The sequence below is a fragment of the Oceanobacillus sp. J11TS1 genome (assembly GCF_018333215.1).
Taxonomy (GTDB): Bacteria; Bacillota; Bacilli; order Bacillales; family Amphibacillaceae; genus Oceanobacillus.
The window spans coordinates 56,363-81,653 of record NZ_BORO01000016.1 but is presented as its reverse complement, the minus strand read 5'-3'; the positions used below and the strand labels follow the sequence as shown (position 1 = coordinate 81,653).

At 39.0% G+C, this 25,291-nt stretch carries 25 protein-coding genes and 1 riboswitch; of the genes, 8 read left to right on the top strand and 17 right to left on the bottom strand.

The features are described from left to right. Positions 1–195: 195 nt before the first annotated feature. From KI343_RS13205 to KI343_RS13190, 4 genes are all read right to left on the bottom strand, one after another. Positions 196–1,131 (bottom strand): YitT family protein, encoded by a 936-nt coding sequence (locus KI343_RS13205; protein WP_212926889.1) that lies wholly within the window; start codon positions 1,129–1,131, stop codon positions 196–198. Positions 1,132–1,431: 300 nt separating this feature from the next. Next, complete coding sequence (locus KI343_RS13200; protein WP_212926888.1) at positions 1,432–2,430, bottom strand: acrylyl-CoA reductase family protein; 999 nt, start codon at positions 2,428–2,430, stop codon at positions 1,432–1,434. A 472-nt stretch (positions 2,431–2,902) separates the two neighbouring features. After that, positions 2,903–4,354, bottom strand: a complete 1,452-nt coding sequence (locus KI343_RS13195; RefSeq protein ID WP_212926887.1) for an RNA-guided endonuclease InsQ/TnpB family protein — start codon at positions 4,352–4,354, stop codon at positions 2,903–2,905. 194 nt (positions 4,355–4,548) lie between these two features. Beyond that, positions 4,549–4,785, bottom strand: a complete 237-nt coding sequence (locus tag KI343_RS13190; RefSeq protein WP_212926886.1) for an 8-oxo-dGTP diphosphatase — start codon at positions 4,783–4,785, stop codon at positions 4,549–4,551. Positions 4,786–4,924: 139 nt separating this feature from the next. Here KI343_RS13190 and KI343_RS13185 point away from each other — a divergent pair, with 139 nt between their 5' ends. Both KI343_RS13185 and KI343_RS13180 read left to right on the top strand, forming a co-directional pair. Continuing rightward, complete coding sequence (locus KI343_RS13185) at positions 4,925–5,560, top strand: pentapeptide repeat-containing protein (protein WP_212926885.1); 636 nt, start codon at positions 4,925–4,927, stop codon at positions 5,558–5,560. A gap of 96 nt (positions 5,561–5,656) precedes the next feature. Further along, positions 5,657–6,589, top strand: coding sequence for an aldo/keto reductase (locus KI343_RS13180; RefSeq protein WP_212926884.1), 933 nt, complete (start codon positions 5,657–5,659; stop codon positions 6,587–6,589). 125 nt (positions 6,590–6,714) lie between these two features. Here KI343_RS13180 and KI343_RS13175 read toward each other — a convergent pair whose 3' ends face one another. From KI343_RS13175 to KI343_RS13165, 3 genes are all read right to left on the bottom strand, one after another. Further along, entirely contained in the window at positions 6,715–7,902 is a 1,188-nt protein-coding gene (locus KI343_RS13175) for an aminotransferase (protein ID WP_212926883.1), read from the bottom strand. Next, complete coding sequence (locus tag KI343_RS13170) at positions 7,899–8,393, bottom strand: Lrp/AsnC family transcriptional regulator (RefSeq protein ID WP_212926882.1); 495 nt, start codon at positions 8,391–8,393, stop codon at positions 7,899–7,901. The genes KI343_RS13175 and KI343_RS13170 overlap by 4 nt, the downstream gene beginning before the upstream one ends. 250 nt (positions 8,394–8,643) lie before the next feature. Next, entirely contained in the window at positions 8,644–9,246 is a 603-nt protein-coding gene (locus KI343_RS13165) for a TetR/AcrR family transcriptional regulator (protein ID WP_212926881.1), read from the bottom strand. Positions 9,247–9,536: 290 nt separating this feature from the next. Between KI343_RS13165 and KI343_RS13160 the strand changes: the two genes are divergently transcribed. Together KI343_RS13160 and KI343_RS13155 are read left to right on the top strand one after the other, a co-directional pair. Next, positions 9,537–10,418, top strand: a complete 882-nt coding sequence (locus KI343_RS13160; protein WP_212926880.1) for an ABC transporter ATP-binding protein — start codon at positions 9,537–9,539, stop codon at positions 10,416–10,418. Between the two features lie 22 nt (positions 10,419–10,440). After that, a complete protein-coding gene (locus KI343_RS13155) occupies positions 10,441–12,054 on the top strand; it encodes an ABC transporter permease (RefSeq protein WP_212926879.1) in 1,614 nt (537 codons plus the stop codon). A gap of 101 nt (positions 12,055–12,155) precedes the next feature. Here KI343_RS13155 and KI343_RS13150 read toward each other — a convergent pair whose 3' ends face one another. The 3 genes from KI343_RS13150 to KI343_RS13140 form a co-directional block, all read right to left on the bottom strand. Continuing rightward, the gene (locus tag KI343_RS13150) at positions 12,156–13,349 is read right to left on the bottom strand and encodes a chromate transporter (RefSeq protein WP_212926878.1); all 1,194 of its coding nucleotides are present in this window, start codon (positions 13,347–13,349) and stop codon (positions 12,156–12,158) included. A 225-nt stretch (positions 13,350–13,574) separates the two neighbouring features. Continuing rightward, entirely contained in the window at positions 13,575–13,997 is a 423-nt protein-coding gene (locus KI343_RS13145; RefSeq protein WP_212926877.1) for a disulfide oxidoreductase, read from the bottom strand. A gap of 1 nt (position 13,998) precedes the next feature. Beyond that, positions 13,999–14,676: a DsbA family protein gene (locus KI343_RS13140; RefSeq protein WP_212926876.1), complete on the bottom strand. Its 678-nt coding sequence runs from the start codon at positions 14,674–14,676 to the stop codon at positions 13,999–14,001. 521 nt (positions 14,677–15,197) lie between these two features. On the opposite strand from KI343_RS13140, the gene KI343_RS13135 reads away from it, so the two are divergent. Further along, on the top strand, positions 15,198–15,632 hold the full coding sequence (locus KI343_RS13135; protein ID WP_212926895.1) for a YndM family protein: 435 nt from the start codon (positions 15,198–15,200) through the stop codon (positions 15,630–15,632). Between the two features lie 120 nt (positions 15,633–15,752). On the opposite strand, the gene KI343_RS13130 is transcribed toward KI343_RS13135, so the two are convergent. Then, positions 15,753–15,944 carry a hypothetical protein gene (locus KI343_RS13130; protein WP_212926875.1) on the bottom strand — a complete coding sequence of 64 codons (192 nt, stop codon included), beginning with the start codon at positions 15,942–15,944 and terminating at the stop codon, positions 15,753–15,755. A gap of 265 nt (positions 15,945–16,209) precedes the next feature. Here KI343_RS13130 and KI343_RS13125 point away from each other — a divergent pair, with 265 nt between their 5' ends. Then, positions 16,210–16,800 carry a spore coat protein gene (locus KI343_RS13125; RefSeq protein WP_244856925.1) on the top strand — a complete coding sequence of 197 codons (591 nt, stop codon included), beginning with the start codon at positions 16,210–16,212 and terminating at the stop codon, positions 16,798–16,800. Between the two features lie 103 nt (positions 16,801–16,903). Here the strand turns inward: KI343_RS13125 and KI343_RS13120 are convergent, their stop codons facing one another. Next, positions 16,904–17,056, bottom strand: coding sequence for a hypothetical protein (locus KI343_RS13120; protein WP_212926873.1), 153 nt, complete (start codon positions 17,054–17,056; stop codon positions 16,904–16,906). A 190-nt stretch (positions 17,057–17,246) separates the two neighbouring features. After that, positions 17,247–17,345, top strand: a riboswitch (TPP riboswitch). Positions 17,346–17,457: 112 nt separating this feature from the next. Between KI343_RS13120 and thiT the strand changes: the two genes are divergently transcribed. Next, positions 17,458–18,051: an energy-coupled thiamine transporter ThiT gene (gene thiT / locus KI343_RS13115; RefSeq protein WP_212926872.1), complete on the top strand. Its 594-nt coding sequence runs from the start codon at positions 17,458–17,460 to the stop codon at positions 18,049–18,051. Positions 18,052–18,115: 64 nt separating this feature from the next. Here thiT and KI343_RS13110 read toward each other — a convergent pair whose 3' ends face one another. The 5 genes from KI343_RS13110 to KI343_RS13090 all read right to left on the bottom strand — a co-directional run bounded on the left by KI343_RS13110 (position 18,116) and on the right by KI343_RS13090 (position 24,601). Beyond that, positions 18,116–19,546: an aldehyde dehydrogenase family protein gene (locus KI343_RS13110; protein WP_212926871.1), complete on the bottom strand. Its 1,431-nt coding sequence runs from the start codon at positions 19,544–19,546 to the stop codon at positions 18,116–18,118. A 34-nt stretch (positions 19,547–19,580) separates the two neighbouring features. Further along, positions 19,581–20,633, bottom strand: coding sequence for a zinc-dependent alcohol dehydrogenase family protein (locus KI343_RS13105; RefSeq protein WP_212926870.1), 1,053 nt, complete (start codon positions 20,631–20,633; stop codon positions 19,581–19,583). A gap of 151 nt (positions 20,634–20,784) precedes the next feature. Beyond that, positions 20,785–21,717, bottom strand: coding sequence for an alpha/beta hydrolase (locus tag KI343_RS13100; RefSeq protein WP_212926869.1), 933 nt, complete (start codon positions 21,715–21,717; stop codon positions 20,785–20,787). Between the two features lie 46 nt (positions 21,718–21,763). Continuing rightward, on the bottom strand, positions 21,764–23,509 hold the full coding sequence (locus KI343_RS13095; RefSeq protein ID WP_280530139.1) for a flavin-containing monooxygenase: 1,746 nt from the start codon (positions 23,507–23,509) through the stop codon (positions 21,764–21,766). Positions 23,510–23,746: 237 nt separating this feature from the next. Then, positions 23,747–24,601 (bottom strand): MBL fold metallo-hydrolase, encoded by an 855-nt coding sequence (locus KI343_RS13090; protein WP_212926868.1) that lies wholly within the window; start codon positions 24,599–24,601, stop codon positions 23,747–23,749. Between the two features lie 278 nt (positions 24,602–24,879). Between KI343_RS13090 and KI343_RS13085 the strand changes: the two genes are divergently transcribed. Beyond that, positions 24,880–25,260, top strand: coding sequence for a hypothetical protein (locus KI343_RS13085; protein WP_212926867.1), 381 nt, complete (start codon positions 24,880–24,882; stop codon positions 25,258–25,260). Positions 25,261–25,291 lie beyond the last annotated feature (31 nt).

Below are 25,291 nucleotides of genomic sequence, written 5' to 3'. Positions count from 1 at the left end.
ACACTGCCTCTAGCCGCTTTTTTATGTATCTACTTATAAATGATTTCAAAAAAGATGGATTTCACTTCAAAACTCAATGTGAAATCCATCTTTTTTATTTTTGGCTAGTTATGTCCCAGCCTCTTTTACAAGTATAGAAGTTTTGATAAATATTTACGTACTTTGCCTCGATAAATTCTCTTAAGATGAAAGAACCTATTTGTTATTGTTAACACTAGCATTATCAGTCAAGGTATAACTTTCTTCATCTGCTTGTTTTTTATAATAGCGTTGCTCCATTCTTCTATTTCGGAATGTCTTTTGCCCAGGGTGGTGAGCTTCTGCAAAGCTGCCGCCGGTAACGTCTTTCACGGTGTGTACAACCGTAAACGCATTTTCGTCAATACTTTGCACTAACTTTTTCAAATAAAATAAACGTTGCCTTGGGATAGCCACATAGATCAGATTTTCCTCGATGCCATCTGGATTTTTCTCTGCTTTTAATACAGTTGTATGCGTACCAAGACTCGTTTGGATGGCATTCTCAACTTCTTCTGTTTTACTTGAAAAGATATGAACCACACTCTTAGATTCAAATCCTTCTAGAACATAGTCGGTTACCCTTTTCCCGATAAACAGGGCAAGCACGGTGTACATCGTGTATAGTGGACCAATAACAAAAATACCGGCAATCACAACAGATACATCCAAAACAAAGTTTGTCCCTGTTAATTCCCAGCCGAATTTATAGTTTAACATGCGGGCGATCGTTGACGTCCCTCCTGTAGTGCTTCCGGAACGAAAAATGAAGCCAAAACCGACACCTGTAAAAACTCCAGCAAATATAGCTGCTAAGAGTGGATCTGGTATAGCTGCACCAAAATCTTCCATCATGTATATAAAAAATGAAAATAGCGGTATGGTCACAATGGATTTAATAATCATATCTGTTGGTAAATAGCGGTAACCAATCAGGAGTGTTATTGCATTTGCAAGGAGGGTGGTCAGCGCTGGAGAGATGGCCAATCCATGATACATAAGAAGCGCCAGCCCTGGGACTCCCCCTTCTGCTAAAGAGTTTGGCATCGCAAAAATAGCAACTGAAACAGCAAAGAAGAAGGTACCAGTAACTAAAAACACATAATTCTTCATCCTATATGTCTCCTTTTCCTGTTAAATTATTTAAGGAACGCTTTTACGAAACAGTTTATCATCAGTATTTCCCGCTCTAGATATTTAATTTATCATGGTTCCTTCGAATTGGTGTTAGCATAAAAAATAACCCTTTATTAGCCTGCTGAGGCGTTAGGGGTTATTTTTAGCAAAAGCCCAAATCTCCACAGAGAATTGGTTTATAGATATAGATAATCCATCCAAATTATACTCAAAAATGCAATAAAAAACAAACGGCATACATTACGCAGGAAAAGCTGTATGCCGCTAAAAAAGATGTTATTTCTCCAAATTCACAAGCACTCTGCCGAGATGGTTGCTTTCTAATGTAGATGGCAAGATATCTGGCAAGGCCTCTAATACGACTTCCTTAAAGACTAACTCCTCAAGGTTATCTAATTTTAAGTCTGTGGCCAAACGTTCCCAAATATGTTTACGCTCTTCCATCGGGCAATAAACAGAATCAATTCCAAGCAGTGAAACGCCCCGCAAAATAAATGGAAAAACAGTGGATGGAACATTTACACCGGCTGCCATCCCGCTCACAGCAACACTGCCAAGATATTTTATTTGTGATAACAAGGAAGCTAATGGTTCTCCGCCCACCGCATCAACGGCACCCGCCCATTTTTGCTTATCAAGCTTTCTCACTTCCCCATTATAAACTTCGTCTCTATCAACCACTTCATCTGCCCCTAGTTGTTTTAGGTAAGCTTCTTCAGAGGATTTTCCTGTACTGGCTGTCACGTGGTAGCCTCTTTTTTTCAATAGAGAAATGGCGATACTACCTACACCGCCTGTTGCACCAGTAACAAGGACAGAACCGCTTTCCGGTTTAAGTCCATTCGCTTCTAATCTTTGCACCGATAAGGCAGCTGTAAAACCTGCAGTTCCTAATATCATGCTCTCTTTTAAACTTAGACCTTCAGGAAGTGGCACAACCCAGTCCGCATGCACACGTGCATATTCGCTGTATCCTCCAAAATGAGAAACACCTAATTCATAACTTGTTACAATAACCTGATCTCCTTTTTGATAGCGATCATCTTTGGAATCTACTACTTCTCCAGCTAAATCAATTCCCGGAATAAAAGGGTATTCCTTTACAATATTTCCATTTGGATGCGCGGCAAGTCCATCTTTATAATTGATGCCGCTATATTTTACTTTAATAAGAACTTCACCATCTGGTAAATCGGACAATTCCATTTCTTTTACATTTAGATTTAAATTTTCATTCTCTTGTTCAATAACAAGTGCTTTAAACGTATTTCCCATGATAAAACCCTCCATCTTTTGCATCTATTCTTATTTATTGTTCCCTCTAATTAAATGCCTCAATCATGAATTGGCTTGCTTTCTTTTCGAGGCTTTCCCCAATACTTAGATGACGAATAATTTACTACAACAAACTTACCGTCCATTCTTCTCCCAGCTGATTATATAATAGAACTCAGAAATATTTTCATTCACAAACACTCGGTACATCTCTAAAAAATCATTAGCCAGCGTATAATCTGTCAGCTGCCCCTTTTCGATCCAAAATACTTCACCTTCATCTGAGCTTTTTAATTCTCCAGAAAAAGAATTGGTTTTATGAATATTCCCACCACTTAATTTTTTCAAAATTTGAAGTGGGGGTTTCTAACGTATCGACACATTAGCCGCTTAACGTCAGTGGAGCTGTCACATTGATGAACGCTTTACACCCAGCCCCTCTATACCATTGGTCCCGCCTTTGGTACTTCTTTTAAATTATTTTGGGTTGCCAAATATTCACGGAGTCTAATGATAAAGCTTGTTTTTTTGGTGACTTGCTCACAAATTTCCTAAATATGTTTGCTGCTCCGTTAATGTCGGCATTTAAAAGTAATCCTTTACAAGTACGATAAAGCCCACGTTTCACTCGTTTTCCGGTGAACACAGGAGTACCCTTTGTTTCATGATATACAGGGAGATCATCCCTATCTATGAAACTCGCCTTTGATGTGTACGATTCTTCTACCGTGATGACTTTAATTCCACATTTTTCCGCCTTGTATCTAATCATGTTGATCAATATGGCATGCGGAATGCCGATAAATTTTTGATTGCCTATTTTACCCATATTCACTTTCTGTTTCCAGCCTTCGTTTTTCCCAATAATGATTGTGTCTACCTTTTCTTCTAAGGCAAGATTCACAATTATACGGCTGGCTTTATGAAAGATGTCCTTTAGCTTTCGGTGCCTAACCTGATGAAGCCGTTCCAATCGTTTTGACGTAAATTGTCCTTCATTTGATGCCTTCCCATGACGTAGAATTCCAAGCAAATATGCTTTTTGTTTGTTGTAATATTGATTGATGGATTTAACATTTCCTCCTTTTATCAGAAAAGGGGATGAGCCCGTATTTGTTACCGCAGAAACAAGGTTATTTATGCCTAAATCCAGTGCCATACAACGGTTGCTTTCCATTGGCTCAACAGGGTCATATTCCACTTTCGTTATTAGTTCCACCACATAGTGACCATACTTGGGAATGATGCGTACTTGCATTAATTTTCCTTCTGTCAATCCCAATTTACCAATAGTAAGTTTTTCCTTTGTCTTCGGGAACTTTAAATATTTCTTGTCTTTGATGCAACAATCCTGGTTGGTGAAAATAATTTCTTTTTCTGAGGTGCGGGAATATCCTGGGATGCGGGGTTTTGCGTTGTACTTTTTCGGATGTTTTTTGTAATCCTTTAAACTGGCGTAAAAGCTTTTCCAGTTTTGAAAAACGGTTTTCATTACCCATTGGCTGCTTTGTATCGGTAAAGAAAGATAATCAGGTTGCTTGATTACAAGAAATAAACTGTTTAGAAAGTTATAATGAAGATACGGTTTTTCTTTTGTTGGTGCTTCAAACAGATTGCATGTGACTTCTTTTCGCTTTTCGACAGGCTTTTGACTTTCTTTTTCCAGCCGACGTTGATACGCCTGTCGCTGTCGTTCATTCATAGATTCCAAGTTTTGACGAATAGTTTCCAATACTTCTTGTTGTAAGGGGTGCGGTGTTTCTGCTTTTAACCCAGTGAAAACCTGCCTGATGTAAAAATTAACTACATTATACATGTTTTTTGCATGTTGACACATCTGGTTGAAGTATGGATGCATGCAATGCCCCGGCTTGATCCAGATTTGGTCTGTTTTATAATAAAACGTTGGATTCTTTTTTAACATAACCTCACCTCCCGAAAGGAATATTTGTTCTCCTTTATTATAGCATGTACGTTCTCTTTTAAGAAGTCGGATCATTTAAATTGGCATTAGCCAATCCCGGTCCGAAGTCGATTCACCCCACCCTACTCACAAGACTCCTTGAGGATGGGTACTCTCGACTGGGACAGATAGAACAAAACAACGTATCTTTCCTCTCAATTCGTTTGGAATTGCTTTGTTCCGCAGAGTACTGGATTTTTGATATGTAAACCTGTCTCCTCCTCTATTTCTCGGACAACTGCATCATGAAAAGATTCCCCCTTTTCAATATGCCCTCCAGGAAAAGTCACCCCTGGCCAGTTCGGATTTTGTCTGTCCTGCACCAAAATTTGTCCTTTCTCATTTTCAATCATGCACATATTTGTAAAAATCGCCAATTCCGACCTACTCATTCAGCCTTCCCTCCCAGTCGTTTATTCTCTATTTATTATATCAAAAAGAATAAGCGAAAGTAGTTATCCGTTCAGACATGCAGGCCGCTTTTTGATATACTAGTTTAAATGAACACCCGTCAAAGAAAGAAGGTATAAGATGAAAATTGATATCCCTAAAATATCTCCTGTACTAACAGAAAAAAGATTTACGGATATTTTTTATGAAGAGGATCCTATATTGGAAACGTGCCAAATTACCGGAGCCGAGTTTACCAATGAAGTAGTAGAGCGTGTGAGAATTTACGATGCTGTGATTAGAAATTGTCAATTTAACCATACTGACTTTAGCCATATAGAGCTGACAGATGTCCGTTTCGAAAATTGTGATCTATCCAATGTGAACTTAACGAAATCCTCTATTCACCGGGTGGAGTTTATTCATTGTAAGCTGGTCGGCTGTGAATTTCCTGAGTCATCTATAGGCAATGTTAGTTTTGAAGATTCTACACTAAATCTGGCAACTTTCGGAAATGCCAAGCTAGAAAAAGTTATCTTTCAGGAAGCCGTTTTAACAAATGTTGACTTCTACAGCTGCAGATTCAAAAAAATCGAATTTAATCGATGTGACCTGAATGAAACGAACTTTGAAGCAACTTCCCTAAAAGGAATAGACTTGAGTTCCTCCAGTTTTGAAACACTTACCGTTTCTTTAGAAAATTTAAGAGGCTGTAAGGTTTCTCCTTATCAAGCGATTCAATTTGCTTCTTTGATTGGATTGGTCGTGAAAGATTAGTACCTGTACATATTGTCTAAGCATTTCTATGTTTTATGTTCCCTATAATGTGGTATATTTTAATAGAAGTAATTTTATCGGGAAAGGGGTTTTTAGATGGTAAAGCATGTGAAATTGGGCAAATCAGATATTTCAGTAAACCCGATTGGACTAGGAACGAACGCTGTAGGCGGTCATAATCTATATCCAAATATGTTGGATGAAGAACAAGGGAAAAATGTGGTTCGAACCGCGTTGGATAATGGCATCAACTTATTAGATACAGCTTTTATTTACGGACCGAAACGTTCCGAAGAATTAATTGGAGAAGTTATCCGAGAATACAATCGGGAAGATGTTGTAGTTGCAACCAAAGCAGCTCATAAATTTGTCGGTAATGATACGGTAATGGATAATTCACCGGCATTTTTAAAACAAGGCGTAGAGGATGCTTTGAAACGTCTGCAAACAGATTATATTGACCTGTTTTATATTCATTTTCCTGATGAGGACACGCCGAAAGCAGAAGCAGTCGGAGCGCTGAAGGAATTAAAAGATCAAGGTAAAATCCGCTCTATTGGCGTTTCTAACTTCTCATTGGATCAATTGAAGGAAGCAAACCAAGATGGCTATGTAGATGTTTTACAAGGAGAATACAATTTATTAAAACGAGATGCGGAAAAAACGTATTTCCCTTATACGTCAGAAAATAATATTACCTTTATTCCTTACTTCCCGTTAGAATCCGGGTTATTAGCCGGTAAATATGATAAAGATTCTACTTTCTCCGATTTACGCGCAGATAATCCAAATTTTCAAGGACAGCAATTCTTAGATAACCTTGAAAAAATAGACAAGGTTAGAGAAATCGCTGATAAATACGGCGAAGAAGTTGCACATATTGTGTTGGCTTGGTATTTCACTCAGCCCTCTGTTGATGTTATTATTCCAGGAGCAAAACGCCCGGATCAGGTACTAAGCAACCAACGCGCAGCAGAGATTTCCTTATCTGAAGAAGACGTAAAAAAAATCAGCGATATATTTGCTTAATTGTTTAAAAGAATATCCCCGCTTATTGTTTAAAAGAAAGCAATAAGCGGGGATTTTTTATCATAGAGAATCGTTATATAGGGAGCTGCCAATTTTAAGCTGGCAGCTCCCTTTATTTGTTTCAGTTATCCTCCCAAGTAACTGCTGACAAAACGTTGCATCCGTTTCGTTGCTTCCTGCAGATTTTCCATCGATGTTGCATAAGAACAGCGGATATGTCCCTCTCCTCCTGCGCCAAAGATATTTCCCGGTACAACAGCGACACGCTCTTCATATAATAATCGCTCGGCAAATTCCTCGGATGTTAAACCTGTCGCTTTGATAGACGGAAATGCATAAAATGCTCCCCCAGGCATATGACATGCTAAGCCCATCTCTGTAAAAGATTCGACAAGGAATCCCCTTCGCTGCTTGTAGGACTGCGTCATTCTTTCTACATCATCCATACCACTCTTTAAGGCTTCAAGCGCTCCATACTGTGCCATCGTTGGTGCACACATTAAACTGTACTGATGAAGCTTCAGCATTGCCGCCAGCACATCAGCCGGCGCCATCACAAACCCTAAACGCCAGCCCGTCATTGCAAAAGCTTTCGAGAATCCAGAGATTAAAATCGTTCTCTCCTTCATTCCTTCAAGAGCTGCAAAACTGAAATGCTTGTGATCATAGCTTAATTCTGCGTAAATCTCGTCAGAAAAAACCATTAAATCATGTTCTTCTACCAGTGTTGCTATTTCTTGAAGGTCTTCTTTTAACATCACAGCGCCAGTTGGGTTATTTGGAAAACTGATCATGATTGCCTTCGTTTTCTCTGTAATCGCATCCCTGATTTGGTCCGCTGACACTTTAAAGTCATCCTCTATTTTTGTCCCCACCGAAACGGGCACCCCACCTGCCATGGATACGAGCGGAGAATAGGATACAAATCCCGGTTCCACAATGATAACTTCATCACCTGGATCCAAGATCGCCCGGCAGCCAATATCAATTGCTTCACTCGCACCGACGGTTACCAGCACTTCTGTTTCCGGGTTATAATCCACATCAAAACGCTGATACATATATTTTGTGATTTCCTGTCTCAGCTCAAGCACGCCAGCATTTGCTGAATAAGCAGTGAAACCTCGTTCCATCGACGAAATACTAGCCTCACGAATATTCCATGGCGTGATGAAATCAGGCTCGCCGACACCTAAGGAAATAATATTATCCATCGTAGAAGCCAAATCAAAAAATCTTCGGATACCAGATGGCTTAATCTCTTGCACACGTGACGATAAACGATTTTTTGTCGGTACACTCACTTGGCTCATGGTGTCACCACAATTCTGCGATCTTCTTCGACTTCTTCAAAAATAATCCCATCATGTTTGTATTTCTTTAATTGAAAATGTGTCGTTGTGGATAACACAGAGTCAATCGAGGAAAGTTTTTCGGAAACAAATCGGGCGATCTCCTGCATTGTTTTACCTTCAATCACCACTTGAAGATCGTAAGCCCCAGACATGAGATATAAAGCCTGAACCTCCGGAAAACGGTAAATTCGCTCCGCAACCTCATCAAATCCGACGCCTCGTTTGGGTGTTACTTTCACATCAATCATCGCCGTCACCCGCTCAGCCTGTGGCACCTTGCTCCAGTCAATGACCGTTGTATAATTTAAAATCACTTTCATTTTCTCTAATTTTTGCAAAATCTCTTTCACTTCTTCTTCGCTTATACGTGTCATTTTTGCTAATGTACTAGAATCAATGCGTGCATTTTCTTCTAGGATTCTTAATATTTCTAACTCTTTTTCTGTCATTATCCGTTGACTCCTTTACCGTTTCTATCCAACATCCAATCTGTAAATGGATTATAACCCATAATAGCATATTCGATACCAGAAATTAACTTCTGTCTCCAAATATTTTAAATGTTTTGTTTTGAATCTATTCATCATATTCTTATTTTTTAACAGGAGATAATTTTCTCTGCAAAGAGCATCATATGGTATTCTACTTTTCATTTGAGCCCTTCTTGTCCATAGCAGTCTGCCGGCAATGCGATGGCAGCTATTCTCTTTTATTTGGAGCAATCCCTTTAATCAGCATTTCCGTCCATTCCTCCGTATAAGGTACAATTTTCTCATAAACCTGCGGACTTGAAATACCCTCAACAAGGGCTTGAAAATAAAGGAGCAGAAACTCATCCGAATATTTTAAATCAATCTTCCCTTCTTTACGCCCCCGATGGAATAAATCCAACATCATACCAAAACTTTCTTGGGCATACTGCTGCATCATCACCGAGAGCCCATCCTCTCCTTTTTCAGTAAGATACTGCATCATATCCAGATAAAATTCTTTACTAATTTTATCTAAATAGGCAATTTTATTTTTAGTCATTGCAATCAACGTCTCTTCAAAAGATTTATTCTCAGCCATAATCTGCTTCGCTGTTTTGCCCATCTCCCCTAAAAAGTGCTTATAAACTTCATGGATGAGATTCTCTTTATTGCCAAAATATTTAAAGATCGTTGCTTTTCCGACATTGGCATGCTTGGCAATCATCTCCATCGTTACATTTCCTTCGCCAACATTTGTATTCAACAACTCCAAAGCTGCTTCTAAAATTTGTATTTTCTTTTCTTTTGCTCGTTTTTGAAAACCATTCATATACATGCCTGCTTTCTATTTATCGTTCAAAAATTATCTTCAAATAACCTTGTTTCTTCCTATTTATTATAAACAAACGCTTATGAACTATCAAACAAAAAATAGTATTTATCTTATTGACTATATTTTAACAAAGTAATAATATTGAACTCATAAACATATTTTAGTTTAAAATAGATTCTAGATAAAATAATGCGAACTAAAAATCTGTTTATAGTTTTTAACTTTGTTTTAAACGGAAAGCACGTTGTAAGATGATATTACATTATTACAGAAGGAGTGTCAGGGTTATGACAGAGATTGTGAAATTACAAGGCTTGCAAAAGAAATTCGGTAAGTTTCAAGCGTTAAGTGATGTGACTTTCACGGTAAATGCTGGTGAAGTAGTTGGCTTTATCGGTCCGAACGGGGCAGGAAAATCCACAACGATTCGTGCTTTATTAGGAATTATTAAACGTGATGCCGGTGATGCCGAGATTTTCGGAAAGGACGTATGGAAAGACAGCCTTGAAATTCATAAACGTATTTCTTATGTTCCAGGAGATGTGGCCCTTTGGGGCAGTCTGACAGGTGGAGAAATTATTGATTTATTCATTAAATTGCATGGTGGCGGCGACAAACAAAAAAGGGATTATTTAATTAAACGCTTTGAATTAGATCCGAAGAAAAAGGCAAAGGGCTATTCAAAAGGAAATCGTCAAAAAGTTGGCTTGATTGCCGCATTGTCTGTGGATTCCGATCTATATATTTTTGATGAGCCGACTTCTGGTCTGGATCCATTGATGGAAGCAGTTTTCCAAGAGGAAGTAGAAAAAATCAAACAAGCAGGTAAAGCTATTTTACTGTCCTCACATATTTTAAGTGAAGTGGAACGCTTAGCAGATAAGGTCGTCATTATTCGCCAAGGAAAAATTGTTGAGACCGGCACGCTCGATGAATTACGCCACTTGACTCGTTCTACCGTAACCCTTGTAACAAAAGGCGATGTGGCGGAAATGGCTTCTGTAAATGGCGTACACGATTTTACCCAAAAGGATAATCAAGCGACATTCTCTGCGGATAATCAATGCATGAACGATATTTTAAAGGAAGCAACAAAGTTAGGTGTCACCAAATTCGAATCGGTGCCGCCAACTCTCGAAGATTTGTTTATGCGCCATTATGAAGGCTAAGCATATACGGAGGTGAAATACGATGAAGGAAAAATTTGCACGTTCGAATACCCTTTTTTTACAATATCTAAAACGTGATTGGAAGAAAATAATTATTTGGATTTTAGGAATTGGCTTGTTTTCCGCAGCTTTCATACCAGCCTTTGAAGAAATAGCCAAAGGGCAAGGCTTGATTGGGATGTTTGAAACCTTGCAAAACCCTGCTATGACTGCTATGGTCGGTCCTACACCAGTCGAAGCAGCGGCTGATTATACACTCGGAGCCATGTATGCACATGAAATGTTATTATTCTGTGGCTTGTTTGCGATGATTATCGCAGTTTTACATGTGGTAGGACATACCCGTAAGGAAGAGGATCTTGGACTGACAGAGCTTGTCCGCTCATTCCAAATAGGACGTCAAGCTAATTCGCTTGCTGCTATGGCAGAAACAGTGTTCATTAATATCTTACTGGCACTTTTTATCGGCGGAGTTATGGCAAGCTTTGGCGCAGATACAATCTCTGCGCAAAGTTCCTTCCTATTTGGAGCTTCCATTGGTATGGCTGGTATCATCGGTGCGGGGATAGCACTTGTGATGGCGCAAATGATGCCCACTTCCTCCAGTGCAACGGGTTCAGCTCTTGGGCTTGTCGGATTGCTATATATTATTCGTTCTGGAACGGATGTATCTAATGTTGATTTAACAATGTTCAACCCAATGGGATGGACATATCTAACATACCCCTTTACAGAAAATAATTGGATTCCGCTAATCTTTGCTTTGATATTCTGTGTCGTCATGACGGTGATTGCCTTTACACTTGAAGGCGGTCGTGATATGGGAGCTAGTTATCTGCCTCAAAGACAAGGAAGAGAAAGCGCAAAAAAATCCTTGTTATCTGTCCAGGGTTTGTTTATTAAGCTTAATAAAGGCGTTATGATTGGCTGGGTAATTGCTTTTGTTATAATGGGAGCAGCCTATGGTTCCATTTATGGAGATATGCAAACTTTCCTTGAAAGTAATGAGCTAATGAAGCAAATGTTTGCTCATTCTGGATTTTCCATTGAAGAGTCTTTTACCGGCACGATTATGATGGTCATGATAGGTTTGGTTTCTATCTTGCCGATTGCGATTGTTAATAAACTTTTCGCCGAGGAAAGCCGTTTACACCTAAGTCAGCTTCATGCTACCAAAGTGACCCGAGGCCAATTATATTGGACCAGTATCGGCATAGCAATTTTTGCTGGTTTAATCGGAATCTTATTCGCTTCTGGCAGTCTTGGGGGCATTGCGATTTCAGCGATGGGAGATAGCGCAACAATGGATATCGTCGATTTTCTAGCTGCCGGCTATAACTTCTTACCGTCGCTGCTCTTCTTTACAGGACTTGCTGCTTTAGCACTCGGCTGGGCGCCAAAACTAGGAAAAGTGGTTTATGCTTACCTTGGTTACTCCTTTATGCTAAATTATTTTGGCGGTATCTTGGACTTACCAGATGCCTTTTCCAAAACAGCGATTCAAAGCTGGATTCCACAATTGCCAATGGAAGAGTTTGATGCGCCTGTATTCATTACAATAATGGCGATTAGCATCGCATTGATGGTATTAGGTTACCTTGGATACAAGAGACGGGATATGATAGAAGGAGCATAAACCACAAATGGAAACGAGATTCGATGAAAAGAATTACTGCATCGAATCTCATTTTTTCTCTATTTATAAAGGATGCAACCTCTCTCCTTTGCGCCTTCAGATTAAAGAAAGGATAAGACCGCTCCTCCGATAATCCCAGTAACTACAATCACCCAGGGCGGGAGTTTCCAATAAACAAGCATACTGAACAGCACTGCAGCCAACGCAAAATCAAGGGATGTTAATATAGAACTTGTCCAAATTGGATGATAAAAAGCAGAAATTAGTATCCCTACAACAGCAGCGTTTACGCCCATCATTGCACCTTTCATTTTAGCGTTATGACGTAAACGATCCCAAAACGGTAGTGCACCTAAAATAAGAAGAAAGGCAGGTAAGAATATAGCAAAAGTAGCTAGTAAACCGCCCAGCCAGCCTTTCATAACAGCGCCTAAATAGGCGGAAAACGTGAATAATGGTCCCGGCACTGCTTGCGTAACGCCATATCCTGCCAAAAATGCTTCCTCGCTAATCCAGCCTTTGGGTACTAATTCCTGTTCCAATAAAGGCAACACAACGTGACCGCCACCAAAAACCAAGGATCCTGCCCTATAAAAACTGTCAAGCATAGCTACCCAAGTTGACCCAGTCACTTCGCGCAGAATTGGAAATAAAAAAAGAAAGCCCAAGAACAGCAGTAAACATATCACAGAAATACGTTTAGAAATCGGAAATAGAAAGCTCGCTCCTTCTTTATCTTCATGCTGTTTAAATAAAAGAAAACCTAACAATGCAGCTATTAAAATAACGTCAATTTGTGTAAAAGCAGTTTGCCAGACAAGTGTACCAATGAGAGCAAATAAAGCTATCGATTTTCTTCTTATATCCGGGGTTAAATTTTTGGCCATTCCCATAATAGCATGCGCCACAATGACTACTGCAACAATCTTTAATCCATGAATCCATCCTGTATGACTTATATCCATCTCCGTAAGCAAGACGGCGAAGAGAATAAGCGCAATAACAGAAGGCATTGTAAATCCGATAAAAGATATTATCCCGCCTAATATACCGGCACGCATAACACCTATGCCAATGCCCACCTGGCTACTGGCTGGTCCTGGCAAGAACTGTGCCAGTGCTACCAAATCTGCATAACTTTTTTCATCCATCCATTTCCTTCTGTTTACATACTCTTCATGAAAATAACCTAGATGCGCTGTAGGTCCGCCAAAAGAGGTCAACCCGAGTCTGGTTGAAATTAAAAATATTTCCAAAAGTGCCTTATATCCTTTTACGATTTTCGTCCGTATCATCACAACCTCCTCTTCTCCCATGCCTAAAAAAGTTATGATGATTGTAACATCTTCTATCTAGCAATCCTAGATTCTCTTTAAAAACTTAACTTATTCTTTACATTCCATAGTAATGAAACAGGACAAATAGACAGCTAATTTATTTTTAACAAATCGAATCAACAGAGATGGTCTTATAAAACATAATAAACCACCGGGAAAAATTCACTCCCGGTGGTTTATAATTTAATTTTTATTTGTTTTTACGCAGAACATAAAAATAATAATGAGTGTAAAAGCAACAAATGCTAAAAATGGTATCGTCATAAAACCTAACCAATTAATATACTCCATATTACATGGTACACTGCCTACACATGGCCTTACTGGCGCAAATCCCGGAACTTTTTGCTCCAAGTAATGGTAAAGTGAGATACACCAGCCAATAATCGCAATTGGCAGCATATATTTTTTGACTGAAAAATCCTGTTTAAATGTTGCTATGCCAAGGATTAACGCCAATGGATACATCGCAATGCGCTGATACCAGCATAATTCACATGGTATAAACCCCTTTATTTCACTAAAATAAAGACTTCCCAGTGTTGCAATAAGCGAAACTACCCAAGCAAAATACATAAAAAGCTGTCTCTTATCAAATTTATCCATTTTACTCACCTAAAGCCTCATCAATGGCTTGTTTGATAACGTCATAATCAAATGTATCATCGCCTTCTATCATCACATTATTGATCATGATAGTCGGAGTTGATTCAATTTCAAACTTACTGACCAAGTCAGAATCAATGACAAGCTCGTCCATTAGTGCGTTATTTTCGATCGCTTCCATGAATGCTTCCGTATCAATCGCGTTAATACCATTAGCAATTTCCTCTAGTTTATCCATCGTTACCCATGCTCCTTCATGGTTTCCGGCAGGTTGCGCATCAAAAAGCGCTTGATGGAAGTCCCAATATGCTTCAGGGGACTGCTCTTGTACGGTCTCCGCAGCCAAGGAAGCTAATCTTGATTCTTCCCCATGGAACAAGACATTAACAAATGCAAATTTTACCTTACCATCGTCTATATAATCTTTCATCAATTGAGGCAAATAACGGTCACCCCATGTTTTACATCCAGGACATTTAAAATCTCCAAATTCTACAACCGTTACCGGAGCGTCAGGATCACCGAGTATAGGCTGCCCTTCCGTTGACGGCGCTTCATCAAATTCTCTTCCCAGAGATTCAGAATTGTTCTGGTTCACCAGGACGACTAAGACAACAACTAGTGCAACAATAACTAAAGTAATAGCCACAATTATTTTGAATGGCGATTTTTTCTTCATACAAACACCTCTCCTATTTCTATGTAAATTTAACATGAGAAAATTGCGCTCACTTGTCTTTTAGCAAATTAACCATTTCTAACCTATCAAACCATACTTTATTCAGCGCAAGTTTACGAAAAGTAACTCTATGATAAAAATTCAGATACAGTTTCAATATACAATATTTTTTCTATAAATACACCAATTTGCTTGTCGCTTTTATGACAATATCAAAACATTATCATTTTGTCTAACATCCGTAACTGCATATTTGTTCACTTTATTGGAAAGAAAGGTTGGTTAGATTCAGATGATGGAGGTAGTTTTCTGCATGCGATTTACTGCTCTTCACTCTTGCATGCTATCCTTTAAAGATAAAGGAGGTTTCCAAGTAATACAATCACTTAATGGACCCTTTTATAAAAAACAACGTTTAACTGTTTTGATACTTTTACGTTACACAGTTATAGAACGAATAAAATCTAGTATGCGAGAGAAAATACAAATGTTCGTAAATAATTTTTAAGGAAGATGATTTGATGAGATATATTTTAGCATTCTTATTAAAATTGGTTGCTACTGTCGTAATATTATGGATAACATTAGGTATGATTTTTAATATTTCTTTCAGCAATCTATTTATTACCAGTTTGATTTTAACCGTGGTTGCTTTTGCAGGGGATATGCTTATACTGCCTAGAATAGGTAACATTGCAGCCGCGGTTGGCGACTTTGCACTTGCTTACATTGGCATCTGGGTAATAGGGTCCTTTTTATATGATAGCATGCTTTCGCTGGATGCCGCTGCATTAATAGCTGCATTCTTAATTACCATAGGTGAACTTTTTTATCACAGATATTTACGTAATTTTGTTTTTGACAATGTGGACAAAGATCAAAATCACCTTCATTCAGATAACTTGCAAACAGAAGCCAGCGAAGAATTTTACGACAGAAAAGACAAAGATGAATGACTATGGATGCCTCCTAACTATTGCGTTTGGAGGTATTTAAATGATCTAAGTAAGCGTGAGTTAAGAAAACACCTGCCTTATGGATACAAAGTTCCTTAAGACAGGTGTTTTTCACTTTAATTATTTACGACGATTTTGTCGGTTTTGTCTTTCATTACGATCTTTGCGATTTTCGTTGTTATCGTTGTTATTATCAATGTTGTCTAAATCAATAAACTCATTTGCAAATTCAACATTGTCGACCTGATTTCTGTTGTTATTGTCGTTGTTACGCTTTCTGTTGTCATTGCGATTAAAATTATTGTTATTCATTGATAATTCCTCCTTCTGTTTGGTAGACAAACGTTTATTTGGAATAAGAATTCCTATATACATTCGTCTAAAGGTTAATATGCCCCCTCTTCACCAAATTATAAGCAATATTTTTTCATTCTTAGGTGCTTTTAGTAACCAAATTATCCCTACTTAAACGTCACGATTATTCCCCAGCTCTGTAATAAATATCGTAGTAAGATGCATAATTGGTTTAAATATTGTCACCATATATATGAAGGTAAAAATCATTAGGAGGATTTCCATGGAAAATAATCAAAACACGCAACAGATGAACCACGGCGGTCATGAGATACTCGATGTCCATGAGGTATTGTCAGGTGCAATTAATACGATGAATACGTACACACTTTTAAGTGAAAAGATAAAAGATCCAGAACTTCGGGATATTTTAGAGCGTCAAAAAGCATTCATGCAAGATGAATACAACATTACTTTGGAATGTTTTAAAACTGGTAAAGACCCTTCTCATCCTACCCAGACTTATAAAATGAATCAAGATAACCAGGTCACTTATGGGTTAAAACCTTCTCAACCGAAAAAAACAATGCAAGCACCCGATGAAATAAACGATGAAGCCATCGCACAGAACATGTTATGTGCAGTTAAATCAAGCGTACCAGTGAAAGCGACCGCAGCATTAGAAACTACAAACCCTGTTGTACGCAGAGTTCTTGCAGATTCGCTTCCAAACTGTATTGAAATGGCTTATGAAATTTCTTTATACCAAAATAAACACGGATATTATCAGGTACCACAGCTTACACCGCCAGACATGATGCAAATGCAAGAAGGCTATGCACCTGTTACCACCATTACGAATAATCCTTCCTAGCAGAGACGCCCTTTTTATGTACAGAGGGCTTTGGAACATCCTTATTTCAACAAATATAAAAAGGGCTCTATATACATAAGAGCTCCTTTTTCATCCTGATTTTTCAAGCTGAGTCCGCTTGAAAATTTGATAAACCGCTCCATTTCAGTCTATTTTCGCCCCAATATCTGACAAACCGCTCCATCTCTTCCTCTATCCGCTCCAATATCTCATCATACGCTCCATCTCTTCCTCTATTCGCTCCAATATCTGACAAACCGCTCCATCTCTTCCTCTATTCGCTCCAATATCGCATAATCCGCTCCATCTCTTCCTCTATTCGCTCCAATATCTGACAACCCCAAGTCAGGCTGGGACACGCTCGTAAAATAGATATCTCCATCTAAATACCAAATACCTTCTCATTTTACGAAAAGTATGATAATATCATTATGAAAACTACATAACGTAACCACAAGGGGAGCGAATGCTGAGAGGGGACTTTAAGTTCTTACCCTTTGAACCTGTTAGTTAGTACTAGCGTAGGGATGTGGTGGTAAATAGTTTACGTAGAAGAGATGGGGGGATAAGTATGTATTAACCTAAATCTGATCCGTAAACTATGAAACTATGTCTTCCTAAATGGTGCGTTAAAAACATTATTAGGAGGCTTTTTTTATGAAGAAATTAAGTTTACAAACCATGATTGAGGTAGCAATTTTTGCAGCCCTTGCCTTGCTATTAGACCTCTTGCCGTCAATTCGGTTCGGCGCCTCAATTTCCATTTCCTTTGCCATGGTACCGATTTTTATTATTGCTTTTCGCTGGGGATTTCTTGCTGCTGCAACAAGCGGGTTTCTATGGGGGCTGCTACAAATTACTATTGGTGAAGCTTGGATTCTAACACCTTCCCAAGCATTCATCGAGTACTTTGTTGCATTTGCATGTGTTGGTTTTGCAGGAATATTCATCAAACCAATTAAGAGAAACTTTAAAAGCAATAAGAAGAATAGTGCAATGACCTGGGTTGTCATTGCAGTTTTCGCAGGTGGATTTGCACGCTATTTTTGGCATTTTCTCGCAGGCATGATTTTCTTTGCCAATTATGCGGAAGAAGCAGGTCAAGCCCCATTCATCTATTCTCTTACAATGAATGGGATCTCCTATTTCTTTTCATCACTAGCATGCGCCATTGTGTTAGTATTAATTTTATCAAAAGGATCACGTTTAATCACATCAGCAAAAACAACGGATAACAGGAATGCAGCATAAAAAAGTTTAAACTGAACGGTGCCTGTCACCGTTCGGTTTTCAAGTAACAGGCACCCCAAAATTTTCATTTCTTTTTCAACATAATTACTTTCGAATTGGTATATTCAAGGATCCCATCTAGAGAATTTTCTACTCCGACCCCTGATTGTTTATGACCACCAAAAGGATACTGCGGTCCCATTACCTGGAACTCATTAATCCATACGGTACCTGTTTCCAACTTTTCAGCAACCGTTCTGGCAAGTTCTAAATCTCTTCCCCAAACCGTACCAGCCAGACCATAACTGGTATCATTCGCTTTCTTAATCACTTCTTCATAGTCGCTATATTTAATTACCGGTAACACGGGACCAAATGCTTCTTCCGTAACCACCCTTGAGTTTTCGGGAGGGTTATCGATAATCGTTATAGGGATAAAATAACCCGTTTTATCCTCCACATTTCCTCCACAGACAATATTAGCACCTGTTCGTTTTGCATCATTAATTAAATCTTTTACTTTTTCATACTGCATTTTATTTTGAACAGGTCCAATCATTGTTGTTGGCTCCATCCCGTCACCTACTGGGATTTTCTTTGCATACTGAACAAAGGAATCTAAAAATTCATCATAAATTTTTTCATGTACATACAAACGTTTTGTTGCCACACATACCTGTGCCGTATTAGAAAATGCAGACCAGAATAATGGCTCCACAATCTCTTTTGGATCAGCATCTTCTAAAACAATTGCTGCATCATTTCCTCCTAATTCAAGTGAAACACGCTTCAGATTATTTGCAGCACTTTTCATTACTTTCTTACCAGTTGCTGTTGACCCTGTGAAGCTAATTTTATCGATGTCAGGATGTTCTGTCATCCATTGACCAAGTTCATTTGTTCCAGCTACTACATTAAAGACCCCCCGCGGAAAAATCTCTCTCGCTATTTCTCCGATTCGCAAAGTCGTTAATGGTGTATATGGAGAAGGTTTTACAACGATGGTATTTCCCGAAAGCAGAGCAGATGAAATCTTCCACATTGCAAGCATCACAGGAAAATTCCAAGGTACAATTAACCCCGCCACTCCAAGCGGTGTTCGAATTCTTTCCACCCGATGCTTTTCTGTGTCCTCTATTACTTCTCTAGGAACTCTATAGTTAGAAACTGCTCTGCACCAACTGGCTGCATGATCAATTTCGGTATAAGATCCAAACGCTGCATTGATCGGTCTTCCCATTTCTAATGTGAAAATACGAGCTAACTCTTCCCGATTCTTGGCAATTACGTCAGCTAGTTTTTCTAACATTTCTGCCCGTTTTTCCATAGAAAGTGCTGCCCATTTTGGGAAAGCTGTTCTAGCAGCAAATACCACTTTATTTAAATCATCCCTTGAGGCAACAGGTGAAACACCAACTTCTGTCTCTTTTGCGGGATTAATGACTGGAAGTGTCTTTTCCGTATTTACCTTTTCCCCATTAATTGTCATTGAAGTTTGCTTTATGATTGTTGGCATAATTCCCCTCCTTAAACTTTCTATTAAACTTGCATCATGAAAAACTCGTAATAATATTAAAACCATATGTTCTATAATTTGACATATCACGAAAGATATCGCTCACATCATTTAAAGTAACTTCCTTAGAAACAAGTGATTTCGGGTTAAGCTTTCCTTGAGCAATTAAGTTTAATAGACCATCATATTCTGTGCGAGGATTTCCAAAACTTCCGACGATTTCAATCTCACTCAATGTAATCATATCAATCGGGATATCTACAACCCCAGATTCTTGACTCGTCGTCAGTCCAATTTGCACATGTCGGCCGCCTTTTCTAACAGACATGATGGAATTTAAAATGGTTTCCCTAATTCCAAGTGCATCAATTGAAGCATCTGCTCCTCCTTTTGTAATGTCTTTAACAGTCTCCACCACATTTTCCTTTCGAGCGTTAATTGTATAGACAGCACCTTCTTCCTTTGCCATTTCTAGCTTTTTATCATCCACGTCCACAGCAATTACCTGCGCTCCCACAGCATTCCCAACTTGAATTGCCGATAAGCCAACACCGCCAGCCCCATTAACCACGAGAAATTTTCCAGGAGTTAAGTTGGCACGAGCAACCCCATGAAATCCTGTCATATAACGGCATCCAATCGCTGCAGCTGTTACAAAATCTACTTCATCGGGAAGCTGAACGAGATTAAAATCTCCATTTGGAATTTTAATATATTCCGCATAGGCCCCATCTTTTACTGTTCCATATACCTGGGAATGCTCACAGATATTTGATCTTCCGCTTAAGCAATAGGAACAATGGGTACACGCTTCGTGGAATGGTGTGGAGACGCGATCTCCTAGTTTAAAATTTTTCACTTCTTTTCCTATTTCAGCGACAACACCACCCATTTCATGTCCGGGAATCAGAGGTAATTCCGGAACTAGACCTATCCATCCCATGTCTCCCATCCATGTATGCCAATCACTTCTGCAGACGCCGCTTGCTTCCACCTTAACAATCACATCATGCGGCCCTGGTGTCGGATCTGGCACATTCCCTACTCTTAATGGCTTTTTTAGCTCAACAATTTGCGCTGCTTTCATTTATTTCCCTCCTCAAATTTTCCACACATTTAGTGGTACACCCATTCAACCATTTAACTATTACCGATACTTATTCCTCAAGAAACGATCCATTGTACACCCATATTATTTGCACAGCATCTCCCCTATAGCTTGATATCTGGTATTGCAACTATCTAGAAAATGCCTTTTTTAAAGCATTTGCAGCCTGTTCAATTGCTACCTTACCTTGGTTTAATACACCGGGCATCCAAAAAAATGCATGAATCATTCCATTGTATCTGGTGGCTTCCACAGGTACCCCCGCTAATCTAAGACGCTCAGCATAGGATTCACCTTCGTCCCGTAACGGGTCAAACTCTGCGGTAATAACTAGGGCAGGTGGTAATCCGCTAAGATCATCCGCTAACAACGGAGAAGCATATGGATGTTTGCCTGTATCATCATCAGGCAAATAGTGATTCCAAAACCAAACCATCGTGTCTTTTGTTAAATAATATCCATCCGCATTTTCTCTATAAGAATCCGTGTGATAGGAATGATTGGTTACTGGATAGATTAACATTTGAAAATGAATAGACGGTCCGCCCTTATCTCTAGCCATTAATGTAACTACGGCAGCAAGATTTTCCCCTGCACTATCACCGCCGACCGCAACATGCGAAGGATCTGCCTGAATGGACGAGGCATTTTCAACTACCCAGCAAACGGCAGCATAGGCATCATTAATAGCTGCCGGGAATTTATGCTCAGGTGCTAATCGATAGTCTACAGAAACGACTACACAATTTGCTCTATTTGTTAGAAGCCGACATGGCACGTCCACAGTATCTAGATTGCCAATAACCCATCCACCCCCATGATAGAATACGAGAACAGGAAAAGGTCCTTGTCCCTCTGGTGTATAGATGCGAACAGGAATTTCCCCCTCAAGTCCTGGAATCAATCTATCTTCCACCTTTCCAACCTCTTCAGGAACACCTGCCAGTTCTGATAAATCTAAAGATGCTCTCACTTCTTCCGGAGTAAGTAAACTCATTGGCGGATTTCCTGCTGCCTCCATTTGCTCAAGGATAATTTTCACCTTTGAATCAAGTTTGTCCATGTTTAGTCCCCCCCAAAGTCTAGTAATTAAAAAATCCTGTCCTACTTCAATTAGATACTTCTGGAATGTGTTCCATAGAAAACCCTTCATATCCCTTTATCGCTACATCCTCGCAAATTTGCCGATACTGTCCCACACCTCCCATGTAAACCAGGGATCCGCGCGGTTTACCCTCAATGTTTGCACCCATATACCATGAATCTGCTTTTGGTAAAAGCGTATACTGAGCAACTTCCATACAATGTTTCTTCCAAGACGCTTCGGCTTCGACTTTTGCCTCTATTTTTTCTATTTTATTTTTACCAAGGTAGTCGATGCAGTCTGCAATCCATTCCACATGCTGCTCAATGGAAACAATCATATTACTTAATACAGATGGACTTTCTGGGCCTGTAATCATAAACAAGTTCGGAAATCCGGAGGCAGCAATTCCAAGATACGTTTTTATGTCTGCACCACCCGCCCATTTGTCCTTTAATGTCACCCCGTCTTTTCCGCGAATATCCATATTGAATAATGGTCCTGTTATTGCATCAAAGCCCGTCGCAAATACGATGACATCTAGTTCATGCTCCGCTTCTGTCGTTCGTACGCCTATTGGTGTAACTTCCTTAATAGGTGTCGTCTTTAAATCTACTAAAGAGACATTATTACGGTTATAGGTTTCAAAATAATCGGTATCAATAATTGGACGTTTCGTTGCGTAATGATAAGAAGGCATTAGTTTTTCAGCTATATCGGGATTATCAACTATCTCTTTTATTTTGGAGCGGATAAATTCAGATGCGGTTTCATTGGCAGCTTCATTGGCAACAATATCGTTATAGCAATACATTAGAGTAAAGAGACCGCCATTATTCCATGCTTTCTCATAATTTAATTGACGCTCTCCTATTTCATCTTCAAGTGCTGATTTATCGCGAGGTATATCTGGTATACCATGAATGGATGCTTGCATAAATTTTCTTAATTCATGATAGTTTGTCCATGTTTCTTTTATTACCTTTTCATCAATAGAGTGGTTATGTGCTGGCGTACTATACTGTGGAGTGCGTTGAAAGACAGTAAGCTGGTCTGCTTCTTTTGCAATAACCGGAATCGCCTGAACCCCGCTTGAACCAGTACCAATCACCCCGACACGCTTTCCTTTAAAATTCACTTTTTCGTGTGGCCAATCACCAGTATGGTATATTTCCCCTTTAAAGCGAACTATTCCATCAAAATTTGGTTTATTCGCAGCCGATAAGCAGCCCAAAGCTGTGATTAAATATTTCGCAGTTACATTCAATCCATTGTTTGTGTGAATGCTCCAATGATTACTTTTCTCATCATAACTAGCAGTAGTAACGCGTGTATTAAATTGGATATTGCGCCGTAAATCGAACTTATCAGCAACAAAATGAATATAGTTTAATATCTCTGGTTGCGCAGCGTATCTAGAAGACCAATTCCATTCGCCAAGAAGTTCTTCTGAGAAAGTATAGTTATAATACATACTCTCAATGTCACAACGTGCTCCTGGATAACGATTCCAATACCATGTACCACCAACATCACTGCCAGCCTCATAAACTTGTACAGAACAGCCAGCCTCACGTAGGCGATGAAGCATATATAATCCGGAAAAACCTGCACCTATGACGATAGCATCGTAATTCGGCAATTTCCCATTATGAGCTTGCTTTGCGTTGTGAGTCATTTCAATCACACCCTTTTTTATAATTTGATGACTCTTTTTGGTGCCAATATTCTTTATTAGATAACCAATCGTATACTTCTCTTCTCCTTCCACATTTCCCCCACTACTTATATTCTATTTTATAAAGAAATCAAATATTCACTCCTTTTGAATAATTCGATTTTTCAGCTTTTTTATATAACTCCCTGACCGGTAGAAATCAATTCAGTTTTCTACCGGCCATATCAGCCTAATTGTTCTGACAGTAAAAAAAGAGAGGGGATATCCTCTCCTTTCACACTAATTTTTTGTGTTCGATTGAGCACCGAAGCTGTTTTTTAATTTACAAAGTTACTCATCGCCCTCTACATACCGGCCAAAGTCTGGTACAGCTGTCTGATCAAACGTACGCACTAATTCTTCTAACCCTTCCGAAAGCTCTTCATCATGCATCGGTTCTCCATGACCGGTTACAGCAATAGCAGGTTTTAAAGCTTCGAGTTTTTCAACAGATGCCTTCGCTTGTTCCCAATCTGTTGTAAAATACCGTGGCGGACCGTGTACTTCTCTATCCTGTACCATCACCTTATACAATGAATCTTGTTTGACAGTAACAAATGCATCCCCAGCAATGAGCAAGCGGTCTTCCTCTCTATATAAAGACACATGACCTGGTGCATGCCCAGGTGTGTGTATCCAACGCCAGCCGGGCATATCCGGCACGCTGCCATCAGCAGGAAGCTCCTTAATACTGCTTCCTAAGTCAATCGGTTCATTTGGAAACATCGGGGACATCTTTGCAACCGCCCCACCCTCTACGCCCGGATCAGGTTCCGGATAACTTTTTTGACCGGTTAAAAAAGGCAGCTCTAACTTATGGGCATAGACAGGAATCTTCCAATGCTCAACTAAGTCAACAGCAGCTCCTACATGATCAAAGTGCCCATGCGTTAAAATGATTGCTTTTGGCCGGCTATTTTTACCAAAGCGATCCTCCGTTACAGCTATAATTTTATCAGCTGATTTTGGCATACCTGCATCGATTAATACAAAATCATTTGTTTCCGGATTTCCCACAAAGCAAATATTAACAATTTGAACAGTGTGACAATAGATGTCTGGTAAAACCTCCACGCCATAACCGCTATTTACTGATGTTGCGGGAATATATTTATAATCTTCACCATAAGAATTATCCTTGTCCATTCTTTTCTCCTCCTTCTGTTATATGAGCATATTAGACATATATAATTACCTTTCCTTTCCGTTAAAATTTTTATGCCTTTTAAGTAAAAGTTTTTAAAGAATGTCTGGCTAAAGGAATCTAAATAAAAAGAAACACGGTCATTATAATGAAATAATTCACCCTTGGATTCCCCTTGTACATCCATAAATTTCTACCATTTAACGAATAATCAGTTGAAATGGAACCATAGAATTTGCAATGAAATATGTTATAGTAAAAAGATGAAAGGGGGTTTATCATGTCTAAAAAGATACTATTAATTGCTCTGACTTTACTGGCTGCAATTGCTTCTATTTTATTGGCAGCTCGATATCCGACGGGTCCCAATGCCGTTTCATATGATGATCCTGCTGGTTTATTGTTATCAATAGGAATGGTAGTTGTTCTATTTTTACCGCCCTTCCTTTTATCATTCTTTCATCATTTTGTTATAAGAACTATTTCAGCAATCTACCAGGCTTTGATTGCGATTACTTTTATCGGGCTTATTTTGGCAAGCTTTTTTGCATCAGCAGGTATCTCTATTATGATTACTGCAATCATTGGTACAGTTTTAATGATTACAAGTATTTTTGTGACCCTATTTGCGGAAGGAAATAAAAATACATATAGCTTCTAAAATGGATAGATCACACAAAAGGAGGAATCAC